Origin of the sequence: Pseudochrobactrum saccharolyticum, from assembly GCF_008801715.1 — a bacterium.
In the GTDB taxonomy this organism is placed as follows: domain Bacteria; phylum Pseudomonadota; class Alphaproteobacteria; order Rhizobiales; family Rhizobiaceae; genus Pseudochrobactrum; species Pseudochrobactrum saccharolyticum.
Genome location: NZ_VZPG01000002.1, coordinates 406,089 through 424,682 on the forward strand (window position 1 = coordinate 406,089; position 18,594 = coordinate 424,682).

The 18,594-nt window shown below is 51.1% G+C and carries 19 protein-coding genes and 1 tRNA gene; 11 read left to right on the plus strand and 9 right to left on the minus strand.

Translation table 11 applies throughout. The annotated features are described in order from the left end of the window. Positions 1-98: 98 nt before the first annotated feature. From F7P81_RS08465 to F7P81_RS08485, 5 genes are all read left to right on the plus strand, one after another. Positions 99-761, plus strand: a complete 663-nt coding sequence (locus tag F7P81_RS08465; protein ID WP_151159192.1) for a response regulator — start codon at positions 99-101, stop codon at positions 759-761. Further along, positions 758-2,086: a sensor histidine kinase gene (locus F7P81_RS08470; RefSeq protein ID WP_151159193.1), complete on the plus strand. Its 1,329-nt coding sequence runs from the start codon at positions 758-760 to the stop codon at positions 2,084-2,086. The genes F7P81_RS08465 and F7P81_RS08470 overlap by 4 nt, the downstream gene beginning before the upstream one ends. An 85-nt stretch (positions 2,087-2,171) precedes the next feature. Next, positions 2,172-2,867: an RNA polymerase sigma factor gene (locus tag F7P81_RS08475; RefSeq protein ID WP_151159194.1), complete on the plus strand. Its 696-nt coding sequence runs from the start codon at positions 2,172-2,174 to the stop codon at positions 2,865-2,867. Positions 2,868-2,949: 82 nt separating this feature from the next. Then, positions 2,950-3,471, plus strand: a complete 522-nt coding sequence (locus tag F7P81_RS08480; RefSeq protein ID WP_151159195.1) for a DUF4142 domain-containing protein — start codon at positions 2,950-2,952, stop codon at positions 3,469-3,471. Next, complete coding sequence (locus tag F7P81_RS08485) at positions 3,468-3,800, plus strand: cupredoxin domain-containing protein (protein ID WP_151159196.1); 333 nt, start codon at positions 3,468-3,470, stop codon at positions 3,798-3,800. The genes F7P81_RS08480 and F7P81_RS08485 overlap by 4 nt, the downstream gene beginning before the upstream one ends. 733 nt (positions 3,801-4,533) lie before the next feature. Here the strand turns inward: F7P81_RS08485 and F7P81_RS08490 are convergent. The 3 genes from F7P81_RS08490 to F7P81_RS08500 all read right to left on the minus strand — a co-directional run bounded on the left by F7P81_RS08490 (position 4,534) and on the right by F7P81_RS08500 (position 6,123). Then, on the minus strand, positions 4,534-4,938 hold the full coding sequence (locus F7P81_RS08490; RefSeq protein WP_151159197.1) for a hypothetical protein: 405 nt from the start codon (positions 4,936-4,938) through the stop codon (positions 4,534-4,536). Between the two features lie 111 nt (positions 4,939-5,049). Then, positions 5,050-5,748, minus strand: coding sequence for a hypothetical protein (locus tag F7P81_RS08495; RefSeq protein ID WP_151159198.1), 699 nt, complete (start codon positions 5,746-5,748; stop codon positions 5,050-5,052). Between the two features lie 285 nt (positions 5,749-6,033). Further along, positions 6,034-6,123, minus strand: a tRNA-Ser gene (locus tag F7P81_RS08500). Positions 6,124-6,340: 217 nt separating this feature from the next. Here F7P81_RS08500 and F7P81_RS08505 point away from each other — a divergent pair. Both F7P81_RS08505 and rirA read left to right on the plus strand, forming a co-directional pair. Further along, a complete protein-coding gene (locus F7P81_RS08505) occupies positions 6,341-6,799 on the plus strand; it encodes a YbaK/EbsC family protein (RefSeq protein ID WP_022712104.1) in 459 nt (152 codons plus the stop codon). Between the two features lie 244 nt (positions 6,800-7,043). Further along, the gene (gene rirA / locus F7P81_RS08510; RefSeq protein WP_022712105.1) at positions 7,044-7,508 is read left to right on the plus strand and encodes an iron-responsive transcriptional regulator RirA; all 465 of its coding nucleotides are present in this window, start codon (positions 7,044-7,046) and stop codon (positions 7,506-7,508) included. Between the two features lie 194 nt (positions 7,509-7,702). Here rirA and F7P81_RS08515 read toward each other — a convergent pair whose 3' ends face one another. The 4 genes from F7P81_RS08515 to F7P81_RS08530 all read right to left on the minus strand — a co-directional run bounded on the left by F7P81_RS08515 (position 7,703) and on the right by F7P81_RS08530 (position 11,987). Further along, on the minus strand, positions 7,703-8,494 hold the full coding sequence (locus tag F7P81_RS08515; protein WP_151159199.1) for a heme ABC transporter ATP-binding protein: 792 nt from the start codon (positions 8,492-8,494) through the stop codon (positions 7,703-7,705). A 2-nt stretch (positions 8,495-8,496) separates the two neighbouring features. Further along, entirely contained in the window at positions 8,497-9,663 is a 1,167-nt protein-coding gene (locus tag F7P81_RS08520) for a FecCD family ABC transporter permease (RefSeq protein ID WP_246176072.1), read from the minus strand. A 167-nt stretch (positions 9,664-9,830) separates the two neighbouring features. Beyond that, complete coding sequence (locus F7P81_RS08525; RefSeq protein WP_183956635.1) at positions 9,831-10,775, minus strand: heme/hemin ABC transporter substrate-binding protein; 945 nt, start codon at positions 10,773-10,775, stop codon at positions 9,831-9,833. A gap of 141 nt (positions 10,776-10,916) precedes the next feature. Beyond that, positions 10,917-11,987 (minus strand): hemin-degrading factor, encoded by a 1,071-nt coding sequence (locus F7P81_RS08530; RefSeq protein ID WP_075655244.1) that lies wholly within the window; start codon positions 11,985-11,987, stop codon positions 10,917-10,919. A gap of 443 nt (positions 11,988-12,430) precedes the next feature. On the opposite strand from F7P81_RS08530, the gene F7P81_RS08535 reads away from it, so the two are divergent. The 4 genes from F7P81_RS08535 (at position 12,431) to F7P81_RS08550 (ending at position 16,431) form a co-directional block, all read left to right on the plus strand. Then, positions 12,431-14,548 (plus strand): TonB-dependent receptor domain-containing protein, encoded by a 2,118-nt coding sequence (locus F7P81_RS08535; RefSeq protein WP_151159200.1) that lies wholly within the window; start codon positions 12,431-12,433, stop codon positions 14,546-14,548. A gap of 490 nt (positions 14,549-15,038) precedes the next feature. Continuing rightward, on the plus strand, positions 15,039-15,350 hold the full coding sequence (locus tag F7P81_RS08540; RefSeq protein ID WP_075655248.1) for a (2Fe-2S)-binding protein: 312 nt from the start codon (positions 15,039-15,041) through the stop codon (positions 15,348-15,350). Further along, the gene (bfr, locus tag F7P81_RS08545; protein ID WP_022712114.1) at positions 15,316-15,801 is read left to right on the plus strand and encodes a bacterioferritin; all 486 of its coding nucleotides are present in this window, start codon (positions 15,316-15,318) and stop codon (positions 15,799-15,801) included. The genes F7P81_RS08540 and bfr overlap by 35 nt, the downstream gene beginning before the upstream one ends. A gap of 165 nt (positions 15,802-15,966) precedes the next feature. Then, positions 15,967-16,431 (plus strand): DUF1203 domain-containing protein, encoded by a 465-nt coding sequence (locus F7P81_RS08550; protein ID WP_151159201.1) that lies wholly within the window; start codon positions 15,967-15,969, stop codon positions 16,429-16,431. Positions 16,432-16,488: 57 nt separating this feature from the next. Here the strand turns inward: F7P81_RS08550 and F7P81_RS08555 are convergent, their stop codons facing one another. Together F7P81_RS08555 and F7P81_RS08560 are read right to left on the minus strand one after the other, a co-directional pair. Beyond that, on the minus strand, positions 16,489-17,556 hold the full coding sequence (locus F7P81_RS08555; protein ID WP_075655252.1) for a BMP family ABC transporter substrate-binding protein: 1,068 nt from the start codon (positions 17,554-17,556) through the stop codon (positions 16,489-16,491). A gap of 115 nt (positions 17,557-17,671) precedes the next feature. Further along, the gene (locus F7P81_RS08560; RefSeq protein WP_075655254.1) at positions 17,672-18,592 is read right to left on the minus strand and encodes an ABC transporter permease; all 921 of its coding nucleotides are present in this window, start codon (positions 18,590-18,592) and stop codon (positions 17,672-17,674) included. Positions 18,593-18,594: the final 2 nt, after the last annotated feature.

Consider the following 18,594-nt stretch of genomic DNA (forward strand, 5'->3'; position numbering starts at 1 on the left):
ATCACATTATATACTTGAAACCGGTTACAGGGTGACGGATTGTCTGCGGATAATCCATCACCCTGCCTGTTTTCAGACTATCCGCCGGAGATTGCTGCTTGAGAGTTCTTCTTGTTGAAGATGATGATACACTTGGTCAGGCCGTGCGCGATCATGTTCTGGCAAGCGGTCATGCTGTTGACTGGATGCAGACGGCTGAAGATGCGGCATTGGCTGCGACAAGCGTTGCTTATGGCCTGATCCTGCTTGATCTGCGTCTCCCTGACGGCAGCGGCCTCACTATCCTCAAAGATTTGCGGAGCGCCAATAATCCGGTGCCGGTTATCATATTAACGGCGCATGACCAGATATCAGACCGTATTGAAGGGCTGAATGCAGGCGCAGATGATTATCTGGTAAAACCGTTCAATCTCGATGAGCTGACCGCACGTATGCTGGCCGTGTCACGCAGATATGGCGGCAATAGCGCATCGGTATTGCATATCGGCGATCTCGAAATCAAAATCTCCGAGCGCAATATCCTGTCCCCGCAGGGCGAAATTATCCTCTCGGGGCGCGAATGGGCAGTGCTGGAATGTCTGCTCCACCGTTCCGGTGCTATTGTTTCCAAAGCACAGATTGAAGAAGCGCTTTATGCATTCGGCTCAGAAATTGAGAGCAATACAGTCGAGGTCTATATCAGCCGCCTGCGTAAAAAGCTCGGTCATGACCGGATAAGTACGGTGCGTGGTGTGGGTTACAAAGTTGAGGACAGAACATGAAGTCTCCCAGCCTGATCGGACGTCTCATGTTTTCTGTGACTGCAGCTGTGGTGACATTTTGGGTCGTCGCCGCTGTCGGCGGCATATTGGTGATGCGGGACGAATTTGCTGAAATTTTTGACAGTGCCTTGCAGGAAACTACCGAACGGCTGACGCCGCTCATCGTCGACGACATTATGCATCGTGACCAATCCGGTGCAGTTCTGTCGCTGGACAACGGTGCTCAATCCTCATCCCGCCAATATCTGACCTATCAGGCCAGAGACGCCAGCGGCAAAATCCTTGTTCACTCCTCGGATATTATCGACGGTGCCTTCCCTGCGCCATTAGCTGAGGGTTTCTGGGAGGATGACACTGCGCGCTACTATACTGTCGCCGCAGCCGATAATACGATCTTTGTTCAGGTCGCGGATCAGATGAAAAACAGGCGCGAAGCCATCAATGAAGGTGCGCTTGCCCTGCTGCTGCCGATCCTCGTGCTTGTGCCGCTCAGCCTCTATATTATCCGCCTTGTTGCGCGGCGTTCGGTTAATCCTATCGGCGATTTGCGGCAGGCAATATCCGAGAAAGACAGCGGCGATCTGACACCGATAAAAGCTGAAGGACTGACGATCGAGCTTCAGCCGATCGTGCATTCGGTTAATATTTTGATGGGACGCGTGCAATCCGCTCTTGAAGCAGAGCGGGCATTCACCGCAAACAGCGCCCATGAATTACGCACGCCGATTGCCGGTGCATTGGCACATACGCAATTGCTGATGACAGAAGTGAAAAGCGCATCGGGCAAAGCGCGGGTCGAACAGATCGAAGCATCACTGCAAAAACTGAAACGACTGGTTGAAAAACTGATGCAGCTGGCACGCGCAGAAGCCAATATAGCGCTTGCGGATAAGCCGGTGAATCTCCTGAGCGTCCTTGATCTTCTGGTGGAGGAATTTCAGCGTAAAATGGCTTCCAATGACCGGATTATTTATCAGCGCCACTCTGAGGCCAGTCTGATGAAGCCGGTCAATGAAGACGCCTTTGCTATTGTCATAAGAAACCTGCTTGAAAATGCATTGCTTCATGGTGCGCAGAATGAACCGGTTATCATTCAGGCCGATAAAAACGGTACAATCCGCATCATAAATAGTGGCAAGAACCTTACTGCTGAAGAATTGCTGCGTGTTCAGAAAAGATTTGGCCGCGGCACAACCGCAGCGCCGGGTTCAGGGCTTGGTATTCCCATTGCCACTGAAATTGCCGGTCAGATGCACGCCCGCCTGCAATTTTCCTCCCCGCCAAGCGGGCAGAAAAACGGCTTTGAGGCTATACTCAGCTTCTGACAAGCTGAATGATGTTTAAATTTGTAAAAACTGCGGAACCTTATGGAACAACCGGCATCTGATAGTCTCTGAGAGGAGAAAATTCATGTCTGTTTTGCTGCCCGCCGCCGAACCGCAAGAAGCGGCTCTCGTCTCCCGCGCTGCCGCCGGAGAAACGGAAGCCATCCGCCAGATCATCAAGACACATAACCAACGCCTCTACCGGCTCGTCCGCGCGGTGTTGCGCAATAATGCGGATGCCGAAGATGTGCTTCAGGAAGCCTATCTGAACGCCTTTACCCATCTTGATACATTTGAAGGCAGCGCTTCGCTCTCGACATGGTTGTCGCGCATCGCGCTCAACGCGGCACTGATGCGACTTCGGGCACAAAAGCGCCTGAAGCGCACAGCTGTCACATATCCCGCCCCAGCAACGGGACACATGGATGCAGAGATTATCCCCTTTCCGCTTTCCCATTCCACCACTGCCGATCCGGAGCGTATTATGGCGCAGCGCCAGCTTCTCACTCTCGTCGAGGAAGCCACTGATGCGCTTCCTGAAAGCTTCCGCCTTGTCTTCGTCGCCCGTGTGATTGAGGGGCTGAGTGCAGAGGAAACTGCCGCTGCGCTCAATATTCCGGTCGCTACGGTCAAGACCCGCCTGCACCGCGCCAGAAAACTTATCCGCACACAGCTTGAAGAACAGATCGGGCCGATATTGATCAACGCCTTTCCATTTGCCGGTATGCGCTGCGCCCGGCTGACTGAAGCCGTGATTATGAAACTAGGTCTCGAAAAATAACGGGAACCTCTCCGGCGAGCTGACATCAAATGTAGTGTCAACCGAAACAGGCGCTGAGCAAAACGGCGCCAAGGAGAGTCCGATGAAAACTCTGATCGCTATACTCGGCACTGCCGCCCTTGCATTCACCAGCTCGCTCGGGATGGCTGCTGACAAACCGACCGATCCTCAGATCGCTCATATCGCCTATAGTGCCGGTGCCATCGATATTGAAGCGGCCAAGCTTGCACTGTCAAAAACGACGAATCCTGAGGTTAAAGCCTTCGCGGAATCGATGCAGAAAGACCATGCAGCCGTCAATGAAATGGCTCTGGCGCTCGTCAAAAAACTCAATGTAACGCCGGAAGATAATGCCACCAGCCAGTCACTGGCCAAAGCGGGTGAAGAAGAGCGCGCCAAATTGCATAAACTTCAGGGAGCTGCCTTCGACAAGGCTTATATCGATAATGAAGTCGCTTATCACAAGCAGGTGAATGGCGCACTGGAAACGCTGCTGATCCCTTCTGCTCAGAATGCAGAGCTGAAAGGCCTGCTGGAAACTGGTTTGAAGCTGTTTCAAGGCCATGAACAGCACGCCGAACATGTTGCGGCCAGCCTGAAATGACCGCGCTCCTTCTCAACCGACGGCAGCTACTCGCTGCCGGTGCGGCGACACTCGCCACAACACAATTGGCTCGCGCCCATAACGGCACTGTCCACGTGGTTATTGAAAAGCTGGCCTTCGTGCCAGCCACGATCACGGTAAAGGTCGGTGAGACCATTGAATGGACAAATAAGGATCCTTTTGCCCACACTGCCACAATTAAAGGCGGTTGGGAGGTGATGATCCCGCCCGGCAAAGTAGCAACCCATATCGTTACCGCTGACGATACGGTCGATTACTACTGCCGCTTTCATCCCAATATGAAAGGCAAGATTACGGTGTCGGGTTAGAAAATACCCCTGCCGGAGTAAAACCGGCAGAGTCATTGCGATATGTACTGGCAGTGGCTGCACTGCTTGGCGGCCACTTGCCATAACTTTTTTATGCCTTACAGGCTCTTGGAGGGTTATGGCTTGATCCGACCATAGCTGCGTTGGAAACCAATCTCACAATAAGTCTGAGGGCGAAAAACATGGGAGATTTGAATAGCCATATCGAAAAATGGCTGCGGGAGCACAAGAACGGCTCTCTGGTCCTCAACATGGCCCCTGAGCAGGGTCGAGAGCGTGTCTTCCACCCTCGTTCTGGGAAAACCGGTCTGCGGCCGACACGCTCCACGCTTTCGATTATTGTCTGCAAGGAGATTTGCAGAGCCCGAATTAGGGCAGTGATGCTCGAAGGTGGATTAGCTAGTCACTAGTCAAGAATGAAATCCAGGCCGTCTCGTACTTCGCCATTTGGAAGATGGCAGTACACCTCCTTCGGTTGGACCTCCAATCGCCAACCCAAACGGGTGCAGTCCGCTCTGTCCTGATCAAGGGTTGTCATCCGATGTTGTGTATTGGCATAAGAGGTAACGATCAAAACAAAAAAATAGCCATGACTATTCTCATATTGACCTCATTGACAAACAACTACCACCAGGACAGCGCAGGAAGTGAGCACGCAAGTGTTACACAGGATGCGGACGGTTATAACCGCAGGGAGCTTTCTGGAAAGGGCAATTAATGAATCGCAATCTAGCTAGATCCCGCTGGCTTCGTGCACGAGGGTGCCATCAAAGCTGCAACTTGCGCCATGATAAAAGGTACAGCCGGAACCCTCTTCGATTTGCAACGTATACTTATCGCTGAATTTGAAGTTCACTTTGCAGAGTTTGCTGTTTAGTACGGATTCGGCTTCTGATGCGATGAAACCCTCATTGGGAATCGATAGCGTTCCTGCACCGGCCTCGATAGCGAGTTCCCCCTTGAGACCGCCGCCGCAACCGGGCCGCTCGCCACTGATGGGGACTGTCGTGGAAAGTTCGACCGAATAGCGATTGCCAGAGAGATGGGTCAGGTCGGCTGTGAGGGACTGCCCTCCTTCGCTTTCATAGCGCCCTGCGTGATTGTTTTCTTCGTTCTGAGCAAGAGCCGGTATGATCATGAGTGCCAGCGATGTCGCTATTACAGTGCATTTAAACATAGAACCTCCAATGATAATGATCTGCCAGACTGATGTTGATTCCGTGCCAGAGGCATCGGGTTGTAAAGGGATTCAATCCAGCTCGTAGGGCATTTGCGCGGATATCTTTTTGGCTGACATTGTAATCGAAAAAAACTCATCTCCATGCTCGCGTCTGACAGCCTCTTTAAGGGAATCGTCACCGAAGTCGCGAAAGCGTTCCATTTTGGCGCGAGGGTAGTAGCCCTCCCAAAAGTACCGGGTATCTGTGCCTTCAGCGGCAATGAGTTTCGCAGGAAGGCTCATAATATGGGTTGTACTGACATTGTCGGCATTCGCCTTGAACGATGCGCTGACATTCGTCAGTTTCCAGTGGCAGACATCGCGGCCGTAATAGCTTTCATCAATGAGCTGGTCTGCATAGACGATGCCTCGATAGGTCGTGTCGGATATTTTAGTCAGCTTGATTTCCTGATGGCTGGTAACACGGGAGATTGTGCCAGCCAGACGAATTGATTTGCCGCAGCGGGCATAGTTTTCAGCATCATATTGAGCGCCGGCGGTGACGACTTTGAATGGACCGGGAGCTTCAGCAAGGGTGACTGTGAATTCATAGCCTTGCGACGGTGCCGGGTTGAGTGCAGGCTGATCCGAGCCTGCGGCTTGAGCCGGTGTAACGACAGACACAGCCACAAGAGCCAAGGTAGCCGCGCAGGTGCCTCGGACAATAAATCCAGCATCGGCGATATGGTGGCGCGCAGACGAAATAGCGTTGATCGAAATTACAGCCAAACTCTTACAGCTCCCGCTAAGTGCATGCAGCACATCGAATACTTCTTGCAACGGACCACAAAAAAGATGTTAGCGCAACGCAAAAGCGATGGCAGGCACTATCGCTACTATGCTTGTTCAATCAAGGCGCGGCGAGCATATCGTCGAACTGAACAAGCGCAGCGCGTCGATATTGCCGAGTGCGAGGTGTTCATAAAGGGGGCGAAAGACGAGCTATTGCGAATATTTGTTGTAGTAGGTAGCGGGAAATTGACCGGTTCAGCAGTGCTCTGTTCTGTACTGAAATGGCGGAGGGGGTGGGATTCGAACCCACGGTACGGTCTCCCGCACGCCGGTTTTCAAGACCGGTGCCTTAAACCACTCGGCCACCCCTCCTCAGGCAAATCAGCCCGAAACGCACTGTGATGGCGAATGAAGGCTACATACAGGCACTCTTGTCGTTTCGTCAATCGCCTCCGCTTAAATTATTGTGCTTGTTTGCAAATAATTGTTGAGACCATATGATGTTCTGTATCATCATGCGGGCAATCCCGAAATTCAGAACCATTCCCCTTTGATGTGACTGTTCTGACGAAAGCGCACAGGAAATCTCATGAGCCTTGAAACTGTGAAAGCCTTTTTTGCTGAAAAAGCACCGGATGTGCAGGTTATTGAGCTGGAAACCAGCACTGCAACTGTTGCTGAAGCTGCTGCAGCTCATAATGTCGAGCCGGCACAAATCGCCAAAACACTTTCACTCAAACTTGGTGAAGATATTATTCTGCTTGTTGCCCGCGGCGATGCACGTCTCGATAACCGCAAGTTCAAAGATCAGTTTCAGAACAAGCCGCGCATGCTGGATTTTGATTCTGTTTTGGAGGCCACAGGTCATCCTGTCGGCGGGGTCTGCCCTTTCGGTGTTGCGGAACATCTGAAAATCTATTGTGACGTATCGCTAAAAGCCTTTGAAGAGGTTTTGCCTGCGGCCGGTGCTGTTAACAGTGCTGTGCGAATTAATCCGCATCGTCTGGCCGAACTGACCAATGCAAAATGGGTGGATGTATGTCAGTAAGCCTCTGACAGATATTGGAAATCTCTTGCGGAATCAGCAGTTTCGATTTGGCTGTAGTCAAAATCACGGCCTGTAAACGGTCACCGGAATGTGACTTTAAAACAAGGGCTGTGCAAAATCACTAAAACATGATTAATTTTAGTGACTTTAATTTCAAAACAGGACTTCATATTTATTCAGAATAGTTCTAAACTGCGCTCATGTTTTTAGCAGCGCCCTGATGCGCTGCGGGAAAGGACCTGAAATGCGTCTTACCAGACAGACCAATTATGCTATTCGGATGCTGATGTATTGTGCAGCAAATGAAGGCAGTCTCAGCCGTATTGCTGAAATCGCCAAGGCCTATACGGTCTCGGAATTGTTTTTGTTCAAGATTTTGCAGCCGCTCGTTGAAAACAACATTGTCACAACAGTACGCGGACGCAATGGCGGCGTGAAACTCGCCCGTCCTGCTGCGGAAATTTCGCTGTTTGATGTTGTGCGTGTGACTGAAGATAATTTTGCGATGGCAGAATGCTTCGACAGTGACAGTGAGTGCCCGCTGATTGACAGCTGTGCGCTGAATTCTGCTTTGCGCGAAGCACTGAATGCTTTCTTCACAGTGCTTGGCAAATACAGCATTCAGGATCTGATTGATGCACGGCCGAATGTACGCAAGCTGCTGGGAATTGATGAGTTGGAAGTCCGCGCAGTCGCTGCGGCACACTAGAGCATTTCACAGTCAAGTTAGATCAACTTGACTTCTTGATTATGTCAAGTTGGATCAACTTGACGCCCGTGATAATGCGACCAAATAAAGAATCCAGAGCGAGCACTATGATTCAATCCGGATGTAAACTGCTCTAACTCCGCTTATCCATGAATTTAAAAAGCCCTGAAACATCAGTTTCAGGGCTTTTTATTTTAACCGAATACCGAATGCGGCAGCACAAAAGGCTGACCGGCAGGCGGTGCGACACCAACCTGCAACGGACATTCATAGACCCGCAGCAAACGATCATTGGTCAGTGTGGTTGCGACAGAGCCGCTGGCATCTATTTCACCATTATGCACCATCACAACATGATCCGCATAAAGGGCTGTCAGATTAAGATCGTGCAGAATCGTAATGACGCCGCCGCCTTTGGCCGCAAAATTACGGGCAATATCCATCACCACAATCTGATGGCGGATATCAAGACTGGAGACCGGTTCATCCAGCAGCAGGAAGCGTGGCTGACCATCGAGCACCGGTTTCCATACCTGACAGAGCACGCGTGCGAGTTGTGTGCGCTGCTGCTCTCCGCCGGAAAGCTCCTGATAATAACGGCCGCCGAAACCGCTCAGATCGACCAGCTCCAATGCCTGATCCGGCAAACGGATTTCTTCCGCTGCCGTCAGGCCGGAACGACCGCCGGTCAGGCCGAGATTAACAATCTCACGCACCGTAAACGGAAAAGACAAAGCGCTGTTCTGAGGAAGCACTGCGCGGCGTTCAGCCATCTGCCAGGGCTTATAGGTTTCAAACAATACGCCATCAAGCAGTGCCTGCCCCGTATAAGGCAGATCGCCTGAAAGTGCACGGATCAGCGTTGTCTTGCCGGAGCCGTTCGGCCCGACAATGGCTGTCACCTCACCGGGTTTAGCAGTGATATTAACATTTTTCAGAATGGTTTTGCCGCTGAGCTGAACGGCCAGATTTTTTGTTTCTATCATGATTACAAGTCCAGCAAACCACGGCGACGCAGCAGAATCCAAAGGAAGAACGGAGCACCGACAAATGCAGTGACAATACCGATCGGGATTTCAGCCGGAGCAACAATAGTACGGCTGACAGCATCTGCCAGCAGCAGCATCGAAGCCCCCAGCAATGCAGAGGCAGGCAGCAAATAGCGGTGATCGGGCCCGATGGAAAGACGCAGCAGATGCGGCACAACAATGCCGACAAAACCGATGCCGCCACTGACTGCAACTGAGGCACCGGTGGCTGCGGCTACAAGAATGATTGCTGTGTTTTTAATACGCTGAATTGGCAAGCCCAGATGATTGGCTGTCGCCTCACCCAGAGCCAGAGCATTCAATCCGCGCGCCAGAAACGGAGCAGCAAACAATGTCAGCGCAATAATCGGTCCGGCAGTGAGGATTTTAATCCATGTGGCACCGGCCAGCGAACCCATCCCCCAAAAGGTGAGATCGCGCAGCTGTCTGTCATCCGCAATATAAACCAGCACCCCGCTGAAAGCGCCGGTCATGGCACCAAGCGCAATACCGGCAAGCAGCATTGTGGCAATTGAGGTTCTGCCTCTGCGCGTGGCAACACGATACAGGATCAATGTTGTAGTCAAGCCACCGATAAATGCTGCCAGCGGCAATGTATACATGCCGAGAAATCCGAGTACCGGTGCAAGGAAAGTGCTGCCCAAAACAATAACGACAATCGCACCAAGGCCGGCACCGGAAGAAACACCGACCAGTCCCGGATCAGCCAACGGATTGCGGAACAGACCTTGCATAACCGCACCGGAAACAGCCAGTGACGCACCGATCAGAATGCCCAGAACAATACGCGGCAGGCGGATATCCATAATGATGATATGATCGCGCTGCGCTGTAATATCATCCGGATTGATCTGCGAGGAGAACAGGGATTTCAGCACCGACCAGCTTGATGCCTGCGAAGCACCGGCTGTCAGACTGAACAATGCAACAGCCACCAGCAGAGCTGCGAGAAGTGCTATCAGAATACGCGCCTGACGCGAACGGTCACCTTGCAGGGCAGTTGTACCTTTACCGCTCTCAGCAGGCTTTATCACATTTGAGGATGCCGCGACTGTGTTGCGTTTGGCAAAGTGGGAAGCAGGCATATCGCCAACAGTATCAGTCAAAATCTTATGCTTTCCGTTTCAGCCATGCAGCAGACAGATCGAAAAGCTGCTGCGAATGTGAAATTTGATGAAAACACATTCCGGCAGAAGACAGCTTCATACCTTTTCAGAATGCGTCACCCGCTGCCGGATAATTTTCCGGCAGCGGGCTGAACCAATTCAATGTCTTATTGAACAGCCTTGCCATAAAGGCCTTCTGCCAGATCACGCGCGGCTTCAGCAGCGCGCGGCCCAAAGCCGAGCAGATAGAGCCCGTCCATGGCCAGAATAGCTTTATTACGACCTGCCGGTGTAGCAGCCAGTGCCGGATTGGCAAGCAGATCGGAATAATCATTCGACGCTTTGTCCGGACCGGTATTCATCAGCAGGATCATGTCCGGAGCAGCTTTATCAAGCGCTTCATCGGTCAGCTGTTTGTAGCCCTGAAATTCGTCAATCGCGTTGATGCCGCCGGCCATCTTAATCATGCCGTCAGCCGCAGTCTCCCGCCCTGATGCCATGAGACGTCCGCCCTGACGGGACAGAATAAACAGGACACGCTTTTTCTCAGTGATTTTGCTGGTGGCGGCCTCAACAGCCTTCAGATCAGTGCGGACTTTTTCCGCCAGAGCCGCGGCTTTATCCTGAGCCCCTAATGCCTGTCCCACAGCATTGATTTTATTGGTAATACCTTCAGCGGTATATTGATCCTGCACAATAATCATCGGCACAGAAGCGCGTTTCAGCACATCCATAGTTTCTGCAGGGCCGCTGCCTTCAATCACCAGCATGGCAGTCGGTGCAACAGACAAAATACCTTCCGATGAAAGCTGGCGCATATAGCCGATATCAGGGAGCTTTTTGACTGTTTCCGGATAAATACTGGTACGGTCGCGGGCAATAAGCTTGTCTTCAAGACCCAGCGCATAGATGATTTCTGTCAGCGCGCCGCCAACACTCACCAGTCGTGTTGTATCCGTAAAGGTTTTGACCTCTTCTGCCTGTACAGGTGAGATCATACCGGCGACCGGCAAAACGCCTGTGGTGGCAGAAAGCAGACCGGCAGCAAAAGCTGCAACCAAACGATAAGACCTGATCCGGGATGAAAAAAGAGTGCTGCGGGCAAAAGACATTGGTCAATCCGAGACTGTTCCGGCCAAAGACAACTATCCTGACCGTCATTGATGATATTCACCGCCAAGGGAGACAGCGGGCAATTTTAAAAGTGAACCATGCAGAGCGGCATAAACCGCCCTGCATGGCTTTCAGAGTTTTCAGGCTGCTGCGGAGCGAGCCAGACGCGGCAGCGCTTCAACCAGTTCACGCCAGTCTGTACGCTCTGCTTCACCTTCGTGACGCTCGCCAAAGAACTGGGCAATCATTTCGCCCTGCTCGTCATAGGCTTCCAGCGATGTTACATGGCCGTCTTTGGTAGGCTTACGGACAGCCCAAACGGCATGAACATGATCGGTGCGGAAATGCATGTGGAAAGTCGGATCCATAACATTGAGCCATGGGCCCATCATTTTGATCTCTTTAACCGGACCGGTATGGATCTGAATGCAGCCGTTATTGCCGACAAAAACCATGATCGGCTGGCCGGTTTCAGAAACCGTATTCATCATGCTTTCAACCGTACCGGCTTCCAGTTCCCAGGCGAATTCTTCACCGGCAAGCTCAACAGCCTGTTTGCGGCTGACAGCGTAATCACGCAGGATCATCACGAACTGATGTACGTCAGTCATGTTTGTCCAGCGCTCACGGAAGCCGTTTACATCAACTGTATCAATGTCTGTCGGCTCTTTTTGCGTTGCAGCTTTGGTTTCAACTGTCTGGCTCTGATCGTCCGAGCGCAGCTGAGCAACCAGTGCTTCATAGGCGGCCAGATCAGATGCATCGCGCAGATGAATTTTGTGAACCGCATCACCCGCCTTGTTGAAGAACTGCAGTGAGCGGCGGATATTATTTTCGCTGTCAGTTTTCTCTACAGCAAAACCATAGGCCCAGGCTTTTGGGAAAATACGCAGATCGATCTGCTTGCCGAGCACGAGAGACGCATGCGGTCCGACGGATACTTTTTCATAAGGTCCGATTTTTTCGTGCACAACGCTTTCATTGCGGGTCAGCGCCATAACTTCGCCGAGTGTGGTTGCGCCGTTCAGAATTGCAGCAATGTCCACATTCAGGCGAATAGCAGATGTGCCGACATGGGCAGCAACATAATCAGCCTCGGTAATACCATGAGCCTGAGCAAAGTCCCTCTCACGGGATTTCGGATTTTCACTGCGCAGACGCAGGATATCTTGCGGTGTCAGGGACTGAGAATGTGTTTGCGTTGCAGTCATTATTATACGCCTGTACCGACCACATCCGCCGGATGCAGTCTATTAGTGTCATCGTCAAATCCGGCTTTTCAACAAAACTGCCGGATCAGTTTATCGGCGCCTTCTGGCCCCCGTTGCATCAATGCAACCATCCTGTTTATTTTCAGGAAGTTTTCTTGACACAAAATATCATATTAATTATTGGAAGCAATAGTGGACTTTAAGAGTCATATTAAAAATCATGTGATTGTCCATAAACTTGTGTGGAAAAACAGAGGATATCTGGCCTCCGCATAGTACAGAATTGAACCTGCACCAGCCGGATCAGGGAACTCGCAGATCAGTACGGAAAAGCTGCTGATTGTTGCTGAGAACATTTTTCCGGTGCAAGCGCCAAGGTTCCGAACGCAATTTTTATGCCTTGCTTGCCCCGCCAATAAGCGGCAACGATGCGGAGACTTTCAATGCAGCAGCCTTCCAACCTTTCCAGATATCTCAAAATCGGTCTCGGCAGCACGGCTATCAGCCTTGTGGTTATGGCTGGCGCAGCCAATGCCCAGCAGGCACAGGCTCAGACTGCAAAACCGGCTGCGGAAAACGCATCCGGTGATGTGCAGCTCAACACAATCAATGTTAAAACCGTTAATCCTCAGGATATTACATCCCGTCCGGCACCGGTCAGCACAATCTCCAAAACAGAGATCAAGCTGAACGGCCGTGAAAAACTGGATACGGTTCTGCGTGAAACTCCGGGTGTATTCACCCGTATTAACGGCTCCAATCCGGGTGTTGCGGTCAATATTCGCGGCTTTGAAGGCTCCGGCCGCGTGAATATGATGATCGACGGTGCGCCGCAGACTTTCCGCACCACGGCGCATGATGCTCAAGGTTACAGCTATATTGATCCGAATCTGCTGTCCTCCGTTGATATTACCCGCGGTGCAGTGACTACCGAAGGCGGCAGCGGTCTTGCCGGCAGCGTTAATTTCAAAACACTCGGCGTTGATGACGTATTGATGGAAGGCAAGGACAAAGGCGTTCTCGGCCGCGCATCATGGGGCAGCAACGGCGTCGGCTTCTCTGAAATGCTTGCCGGTGCGATGCGCGTTAATGAAGTGGGCATTGTTGCCGCTCTCAGCCGCCGCGATTCCAATGATTATAAAAACGGTGACGGCATCACCCAGAATAAAACCGGTCAGGAGATGACTTCCGGCCTGTTCAAAACAGAATTCGGATTTGCCGAAGATCACAAGCTGACACTTGGCGGCGTGATTTATAACAATAAATACGGCACTTCACAGACGAATTTCATGCCTGTGCCGCCGACAATTGACTATGATCTGCTGCTGCAGAACCGTACATTTACAGCCAATTACGTCTACAAGCCTGTCGATAATGATCTGATTGACCTTGCGATCAACGGTTATTTCAACAGCACAAAACTGACTTATGTCGGTGGCAACAGCCCTACTCTGTCGAGCCTTGGCCGTGAAATCAAAAATGAATCCATCGGCTTCTCGGTCGCCAATACTTCCCGTTTCACAGTCAATGATCTGTATATCGACTGGAAATACGGCGTTGAATACAATCACGACAATACCGGCGGTGTGAAAGTCGGCGTTAATCCGGTTGATTCAAGCATGAACCGCGGCGCAGCCTTTACTCAAGTCGAGTGGAATTACGACCGCCTTCAGGTTCTGACCGGTCTGCGTTATGACTTCTACAAGCTGGATGGTACAGCCGATAGCGGTATTCCGGGTTTTGAAGATAACGGCATGTATTCCGCCAATCAGTCCAAAGGCTTGTGGAGCCCTAAAGTTACACTCGCTTACAATGTAACTGACTGGCTCCAGCCATATGTGACTTATTCGCAGTCAATGCGCGCGCCAACATTGCAGGAAACAATGATCGGCGGCACGCATCCCGGCGGAACAGCATCCAGCTATGTGCCAAACCCTTATCTCGCGCCTGAAGAACAGCGCGGCTGGGATATCGGTCTGAACATGAAGCATGATGATCTGATTACCGCAGGCGACACAATCCGTTTCAAAGCCAATTACTTTGATATGGATGTTAAAAATTATATCGCAGCGCAGCGTAATACGACTTTCAACAAGCTGCAGTTTGTTAACCTGCCGGGCACATCCCGTGTGAAAGGCTTTGAACTCGAAACACATTATAATTCCGATTATGTGTTCGGCAGCCTTTCCTACACCCATAACAAGTCCGACCTGCCGTCGCAGACACCGGGTCTTGGTGCAAGCCAGTATCTGCCGGATGATGTTTTTGCGGCGACCCTCGGCGGATATTTCTTTGATAAGAAGCTCTCTGCCGGTGTGAAATATTCCTATGTTTCCAGCGGTCTGGTTGCTGCTGCAGATGCACGGGGCAATTTGCTGCCTCCGACAAAATCCGACTCTTATGATCTGGTAGACATTTTCGCGACCTATAAATTCAACGAAAATGTTGATCTGTCCCTCAAAGTCACCAACCTGTTTGATAAAACATACACACCGGCACTCAGCACATCGGGCTCCGGTCAGGGTCGTACATTCGTTGTCGCCACTCAGTTCCAGTTCTGAGTTGAGCCGGACATAGAAGATGATGCAGCGCGCCCTTCGGGGCGCGTTGTTTTTTCAAAATCCTGTTGAAATTCCGTTTTTATACGCAGTGTGACAACACGCCACAGCGGTATGATTTTACCGTAAATTCTCCGTTCTGCCGTTTTTCCGTACCGAATAGTTCAATTAATATGGGTATTTAACTCAGGTTTAAAATCATTCTAAATTGTTGATTTTTAGAATGGTTTTAATCTGCACAATTTGACAAGCCTGCCGCTGTGAAGCATTAGAAAATCAAACAGTTACAGTGCAACTTTAAATGTTTGGCCTTGACCCATTCATTTGGAGGAATGATGAATCAGTATAATTTTATGAATGCAGCCATGGTTGCTTTCTTTTTCAGCGACCATGATGAAAATCAGAACATGATTTCTTCAGGTCATTTGCATATTTCAAATTCATTTTCCGTATTTTCCGGCTTAAACACCGCTTTTTCTATGCATGGTGCAGCATGCTAGTCTGCCATTGCAATGTAATTACTGCCAAAGAGATCGAAAATACTATCATCCAGATGCTGGATGAAGATTGCTGGCAATTGATTGTTCCTGCCAAGGTCTACCATGCTATGAAGAAGCGTGGCCGGTGCTGCGGCTGCTTCCCAAATGTTGTTGAAACGATCATAAGAGTGACTGAAGAATATCATCTTCGGCGCGAGCACAATGATTCTGAGTTCATTGTCTATATTGATCGCGTTCGTGCGTTACGTGAACAATTCGGGAGCAAATGGAATGAAGGGCGACAAAAAGGTCATCGAGCGGCTTAACGAGGCACTTTTCCTCGAACTCGGCGCAGTAAACCAATATTGGCTGCACTACCGCCTCCTGTCTGACTGGGGTTATACCCGTCTGGCGAAAAAGGAACGCGAAGAGTCGATTGAAGAAATGCAGCATGCAGACCGCCTCATCGACCGCATCATTTTCCTCGAAGGCCATCCGAACCTGCAGACTGTTGCGCCGCTGCGTATCGGTCAGACTGTAAAAGAAGTTCTGGAAGCTGATCTGGCCGGTGAATATGACGCCCGCGCCTCTTACAAGAAATCCCGCGAAATCTGCGATGAAGCCGGTGACTATGTCAGCCGTCAGCTTTTCGACGAATTGCTGAAAGATGAGGAAGGCCATATCGACTTCCTCGAAACCCAGCTCGAACTGCTCGGCAAAATCGGCGAAGAACGCTACGGTATGCTCAATGCTGCACCGGCAGATGCAGCTGAATAAAATCGTTATTGCGATTGCAATGAAAGGCTCCGCTCTGCGGGGCCTTTTTTATTGCCGGATACACGCCGTACCAATCTTACAAATCAAAAATTTGAAAAGCAGAATTGCAGTGTTTCTGCTTTGTATCTGCAATTTAATCCTCCTGTTATTTACAGGAGACTCTCTATGGATTTTCGTATCACAGGGCTTTCACCGGGGCCGTTTCGCCACCTATTTGGCTTACCCGATCATGAACTGAAACAGCATCGTGCACTACGCGTATTTGCTGAAGACAGAGGTTATCCTGACCGTATTGAGATGTGTGAGGCTGAAATAGGTGAAAGCCTGCTGCTGCTCAACCATGTCTGTCAAAGCGCCGAAACACCCTATTATGCAACTCATGCGATTTATGTACGCGAGAATGCAGTGGCAGCCTATGACCGGATTAACGAGGTTCCCTCAGTCATGCGCACGCGGCTCCTGTCTTTGCGTGCCTATAATGCTACAGGCATGATTATAGGAGCTGAAGTTGTGCAGGGTACGGATATTGAAGCGGCAATTGAACGCCTCTTCAGCGATCAGAACGCCGCCTATATTCATGCGCATAATGCCGGACGCGGCTGTTATTCCGGTCGTATTGACCGCGCCTGAACCATATAAAAAAGGCTCCGCATTTGCGGAGCCTTTTCATTTCTTCATGCAAGCAGCTTATTGCGGCAGCTTGTCGTCAATGCCCTGAACATAGAAGTTCATGCTGACGATTGCTTTATCATCGGCGGTTTCACCGGCTTTGAGCCATTCAGAACCATCCTGCTTTTTGAGCGGGCCGGTAAACGGCTTCAGCTCGCCGGAGGTCAGCTTCTTGATGGTTTCTTCAGCCATTGCTTTCACATCGTCAGGCATATTGGTCAGCGGTGCCATGGCAACCAGACCGGTATTCATGCCGTTGAATGTATTCTGCGACTTCCATGTGCCATCGAGAACAGCCTTGGTGCGCTCGATATAATATGGCGACCAATGGTCGATTGTCGCTGTCAGCTGGGTTTCAGGGCCGAACTTGATCATATCCGAAGCCTGACCGAAGGCTTTGATACCGCGTTCTGCCGCAACCTGAATTGGTGCGGTGGAATCTGTATGCTGGGTGAGAATATCAACGCCCTGATCGATCAGCGCCTTGGCAGCATCTGCTTCTTTGCCCGGATCAAACCATGAGTTTGCCCAGATGATCTTGATTTTGAAATCCGGATTAACGGACTGCGCGCCGATCATGAAGGAGTTGATAGCCTGCACAACTTCCGGCACCGGCACGGAACCGATGAAGCCAGCCATACCGTTTTTCGACAATTTGGCAGCGATCTGACCCTGCACATAACGGCCTTCATAGAAGCGCGCATTATAGGCAGATACGTTTTCTGCTGTCTTATAGCCGGTTGCATGTTCAAATTTCACATCAGGAAATTTTTTCGCAACTTTAATGGTCGGATCCATATAGCCGAAAGATGTCGTGAAAATCAGCTTATTGCCTGCACGGGCAAGACGTTCAATCGAACGCTCAGCATCCGCACCTTCCGGCACGCTTTCCAGATAGCTGGTTGTGATCTTATCACCCAGTTCTTTTTCCAGCTCTTTGCGGGCTTCGTCATGCTGATAGGTCCAGCCGAAATCACCCGGAGGGCCGATATAGATAAAGCCGACTTTCAGCTTTTCTTCAGCCATGGCTGTGCCAGCCATGGCAAGCGTTGCCGCAGTGGCAAGAATTGTTAGCGTTTTCTTCATTGTCCCCGTTCTCCTGTTAAGGTCCGTAATCAAAAAACTGTAAAACGACTATGTATCAGCGGTCTGGTACAAATAGGCCACCGGATCATTGATCCGGTACGAATAGGCTGCCGGATTATCTATCCGGCACAAATGGTTTACCGAGCGATGCCGGTGTATTCATCATTGTCAGGCGGCGGTTACGCGAAATGATCACCAGCACAATGATTGTCGCCAGATATGGCAGTGCCGACAATAGCTGCGGCGGCAGGCCGATGCCGAATGCCTGCGCATGGAGCTGACCGATCGTCACTGCACCAAAAAGATAGGCGCCGATCAGCACACGCCAAGGCCGCCATGAAGCAAAAACCACCAGAGCCAGCGCAATCCAGCCACGGCCAGCAGTCATATTTTCCACCCATTGCGGCACATAGACGAGGGAGAGCTGCGCACCGGCAAGACCCGCACAGGCACCACCGAACATCACAGCCAGATAACGCGTGCGCACCACATTGATACCGAGCGCATGGGCGGAGCCGTGATTGTCACCGATCGAGCGCAATTTAAGCCCTGCCCGTGAGCGGAACAAAAACCAGCTGACGCCAATAACCAGCAATAATGCGATATAGAAAATCGGGTCTTGTCCGAACAGCAATTTACCGATCAGCGGGATATCGCTCAGATAAGGAATATAGATTGCGCCAAGGCGCACACCCGGAAGACCGACAAAGCCCTCACCGATCACAGCTGATGCACCCAGCCCGAGAATGGTCAGAGCCAGACCTGTTGCCACCTGATTGGTGACCAGTGTCAGTGTCAGAAAGCCGAACAGCAATGCGCAGGCTGCCCCTGCAAAAATTGCTGCGATCATGCCGAGCCACGCATTGCCGGTTAAATGAGCAATACCGAAACCTGTGACCGCGCCCATCAGCATCATGCCTTCAACACCGAGATTGAGCACACCTGAGCGTTCAACGACCAGCTCACCGATGGCGGCAATCAGCAGAGGCGTGGCCGCTGTTGCAATAGTCAGCATAATTGCCTGTGTCATATCCATGG

Coding starts and splice junctions, on each gene's coding strand:
- F7P81_RS08470 (WP_151159193.1), top strand. CDS start 758: ATGAAGTCTCCCAGCCTGATCGGACGTCTCATGTTTTCTGTGACTGCA.
- F7P81_RS08475 (WP_151159194.1), top strand. CDS start 2,172: ATGTCTGTTTTGCTGCCCGCCGCCGAACCGCAAGAAGCGGCTCTCGTC.
- F7P81_RS08480 (WP_151159195.1), top strand. CDS start 2,950: ATGAAAACTCTGATCGCTATACTCGGCACTGCCGCCCTTGCATTCACC.
- F7P81_RS08485 (WP_151159196.1), top strand. CDS start 3,468: ATGACCGCGCTCCTTCTCAACCGACGGCAGCTACTCGCTGCCGGTGCG.
- F7P81_RS08490 (WP_151159197.1), bottom strand. CDS start 4,938: ATGATCATACCGGCTCTTGCTCAGAACGAAGAAAACAATCACGCAGGG.
- F7P81_RS08505 (WP_022712104.1), top strand. CDS start 6,341: ATGAGCCTTGAAACTGTGAAAGCCTTTTTTGCTGAAAAAGCACCGGAT.
- rirA (WP_022712105.1), top strand. CDS start 7,044: ATGCGTCTTACCAGACAGACCAATTATGCTATTCGGATGCTGATGTAT.
- F7P81_RS08515 (WP_151159199.1), bottom strand. CDS start 8,494: ATGATAGAAACAAAAAATCTGGCCGTTCAGCTCAGCGGCAAAACCATT.
- F7P81_RS08525 (WP_183956635.1), bottom strand. CDS start 10,775: ATGTCTTTTGCCCGCAGCACTCTTTTTTCATCCCGGATCAGGTCTTAT.
- F7P81_RS08530 (WP_075655244.1), bottom strand. CDS start 11,987: ATGACTGCAACGCAAACACATTCTCAGTCCCTGACACCGCAAGATATC.
- F7P81_RS08535 (WP_151159200.1), top strand. CDS start 12,431: ATGCAGCAGCCTTCCAACCTTTCCAGATATCTCAAAATCGGTCTCGGC.
- F7P81_RS08540 (WP_075655248.1), top strand. CDS start 15,039: ATGCTAGTCTGCCATTGCAATGTAATTACTGCCAAAGAGATCGAAAAT.
- bfr (WP_022712114.1), top strand. CDS start 15,316: ATGAAGGGCGACAAAAAGGTCATCGAGCGGCTTAACGAGGCACTTTTC.
- F7P81_RS08550 (WP_151159201.1), top strand. CDS start 15,967: ATGGATTTTCGTATCACAGGGCTTTCACCGGGGCCGTTTCGCCACCTA.
- F7P81_RS08555 (WP_075655252.1), bottom strand. CDS start 17,556: ATGAAGAAAACGCTAACAATTCTTGCCACTGCGGCAACGCTTGCCATG.
- F7P81_RS08560 (WP_075655254.1), bottom strand. CDS start 18,592: ATGGATATGACACAGGCAATTATGCTGACTATTGCAACAGCGGCCACG.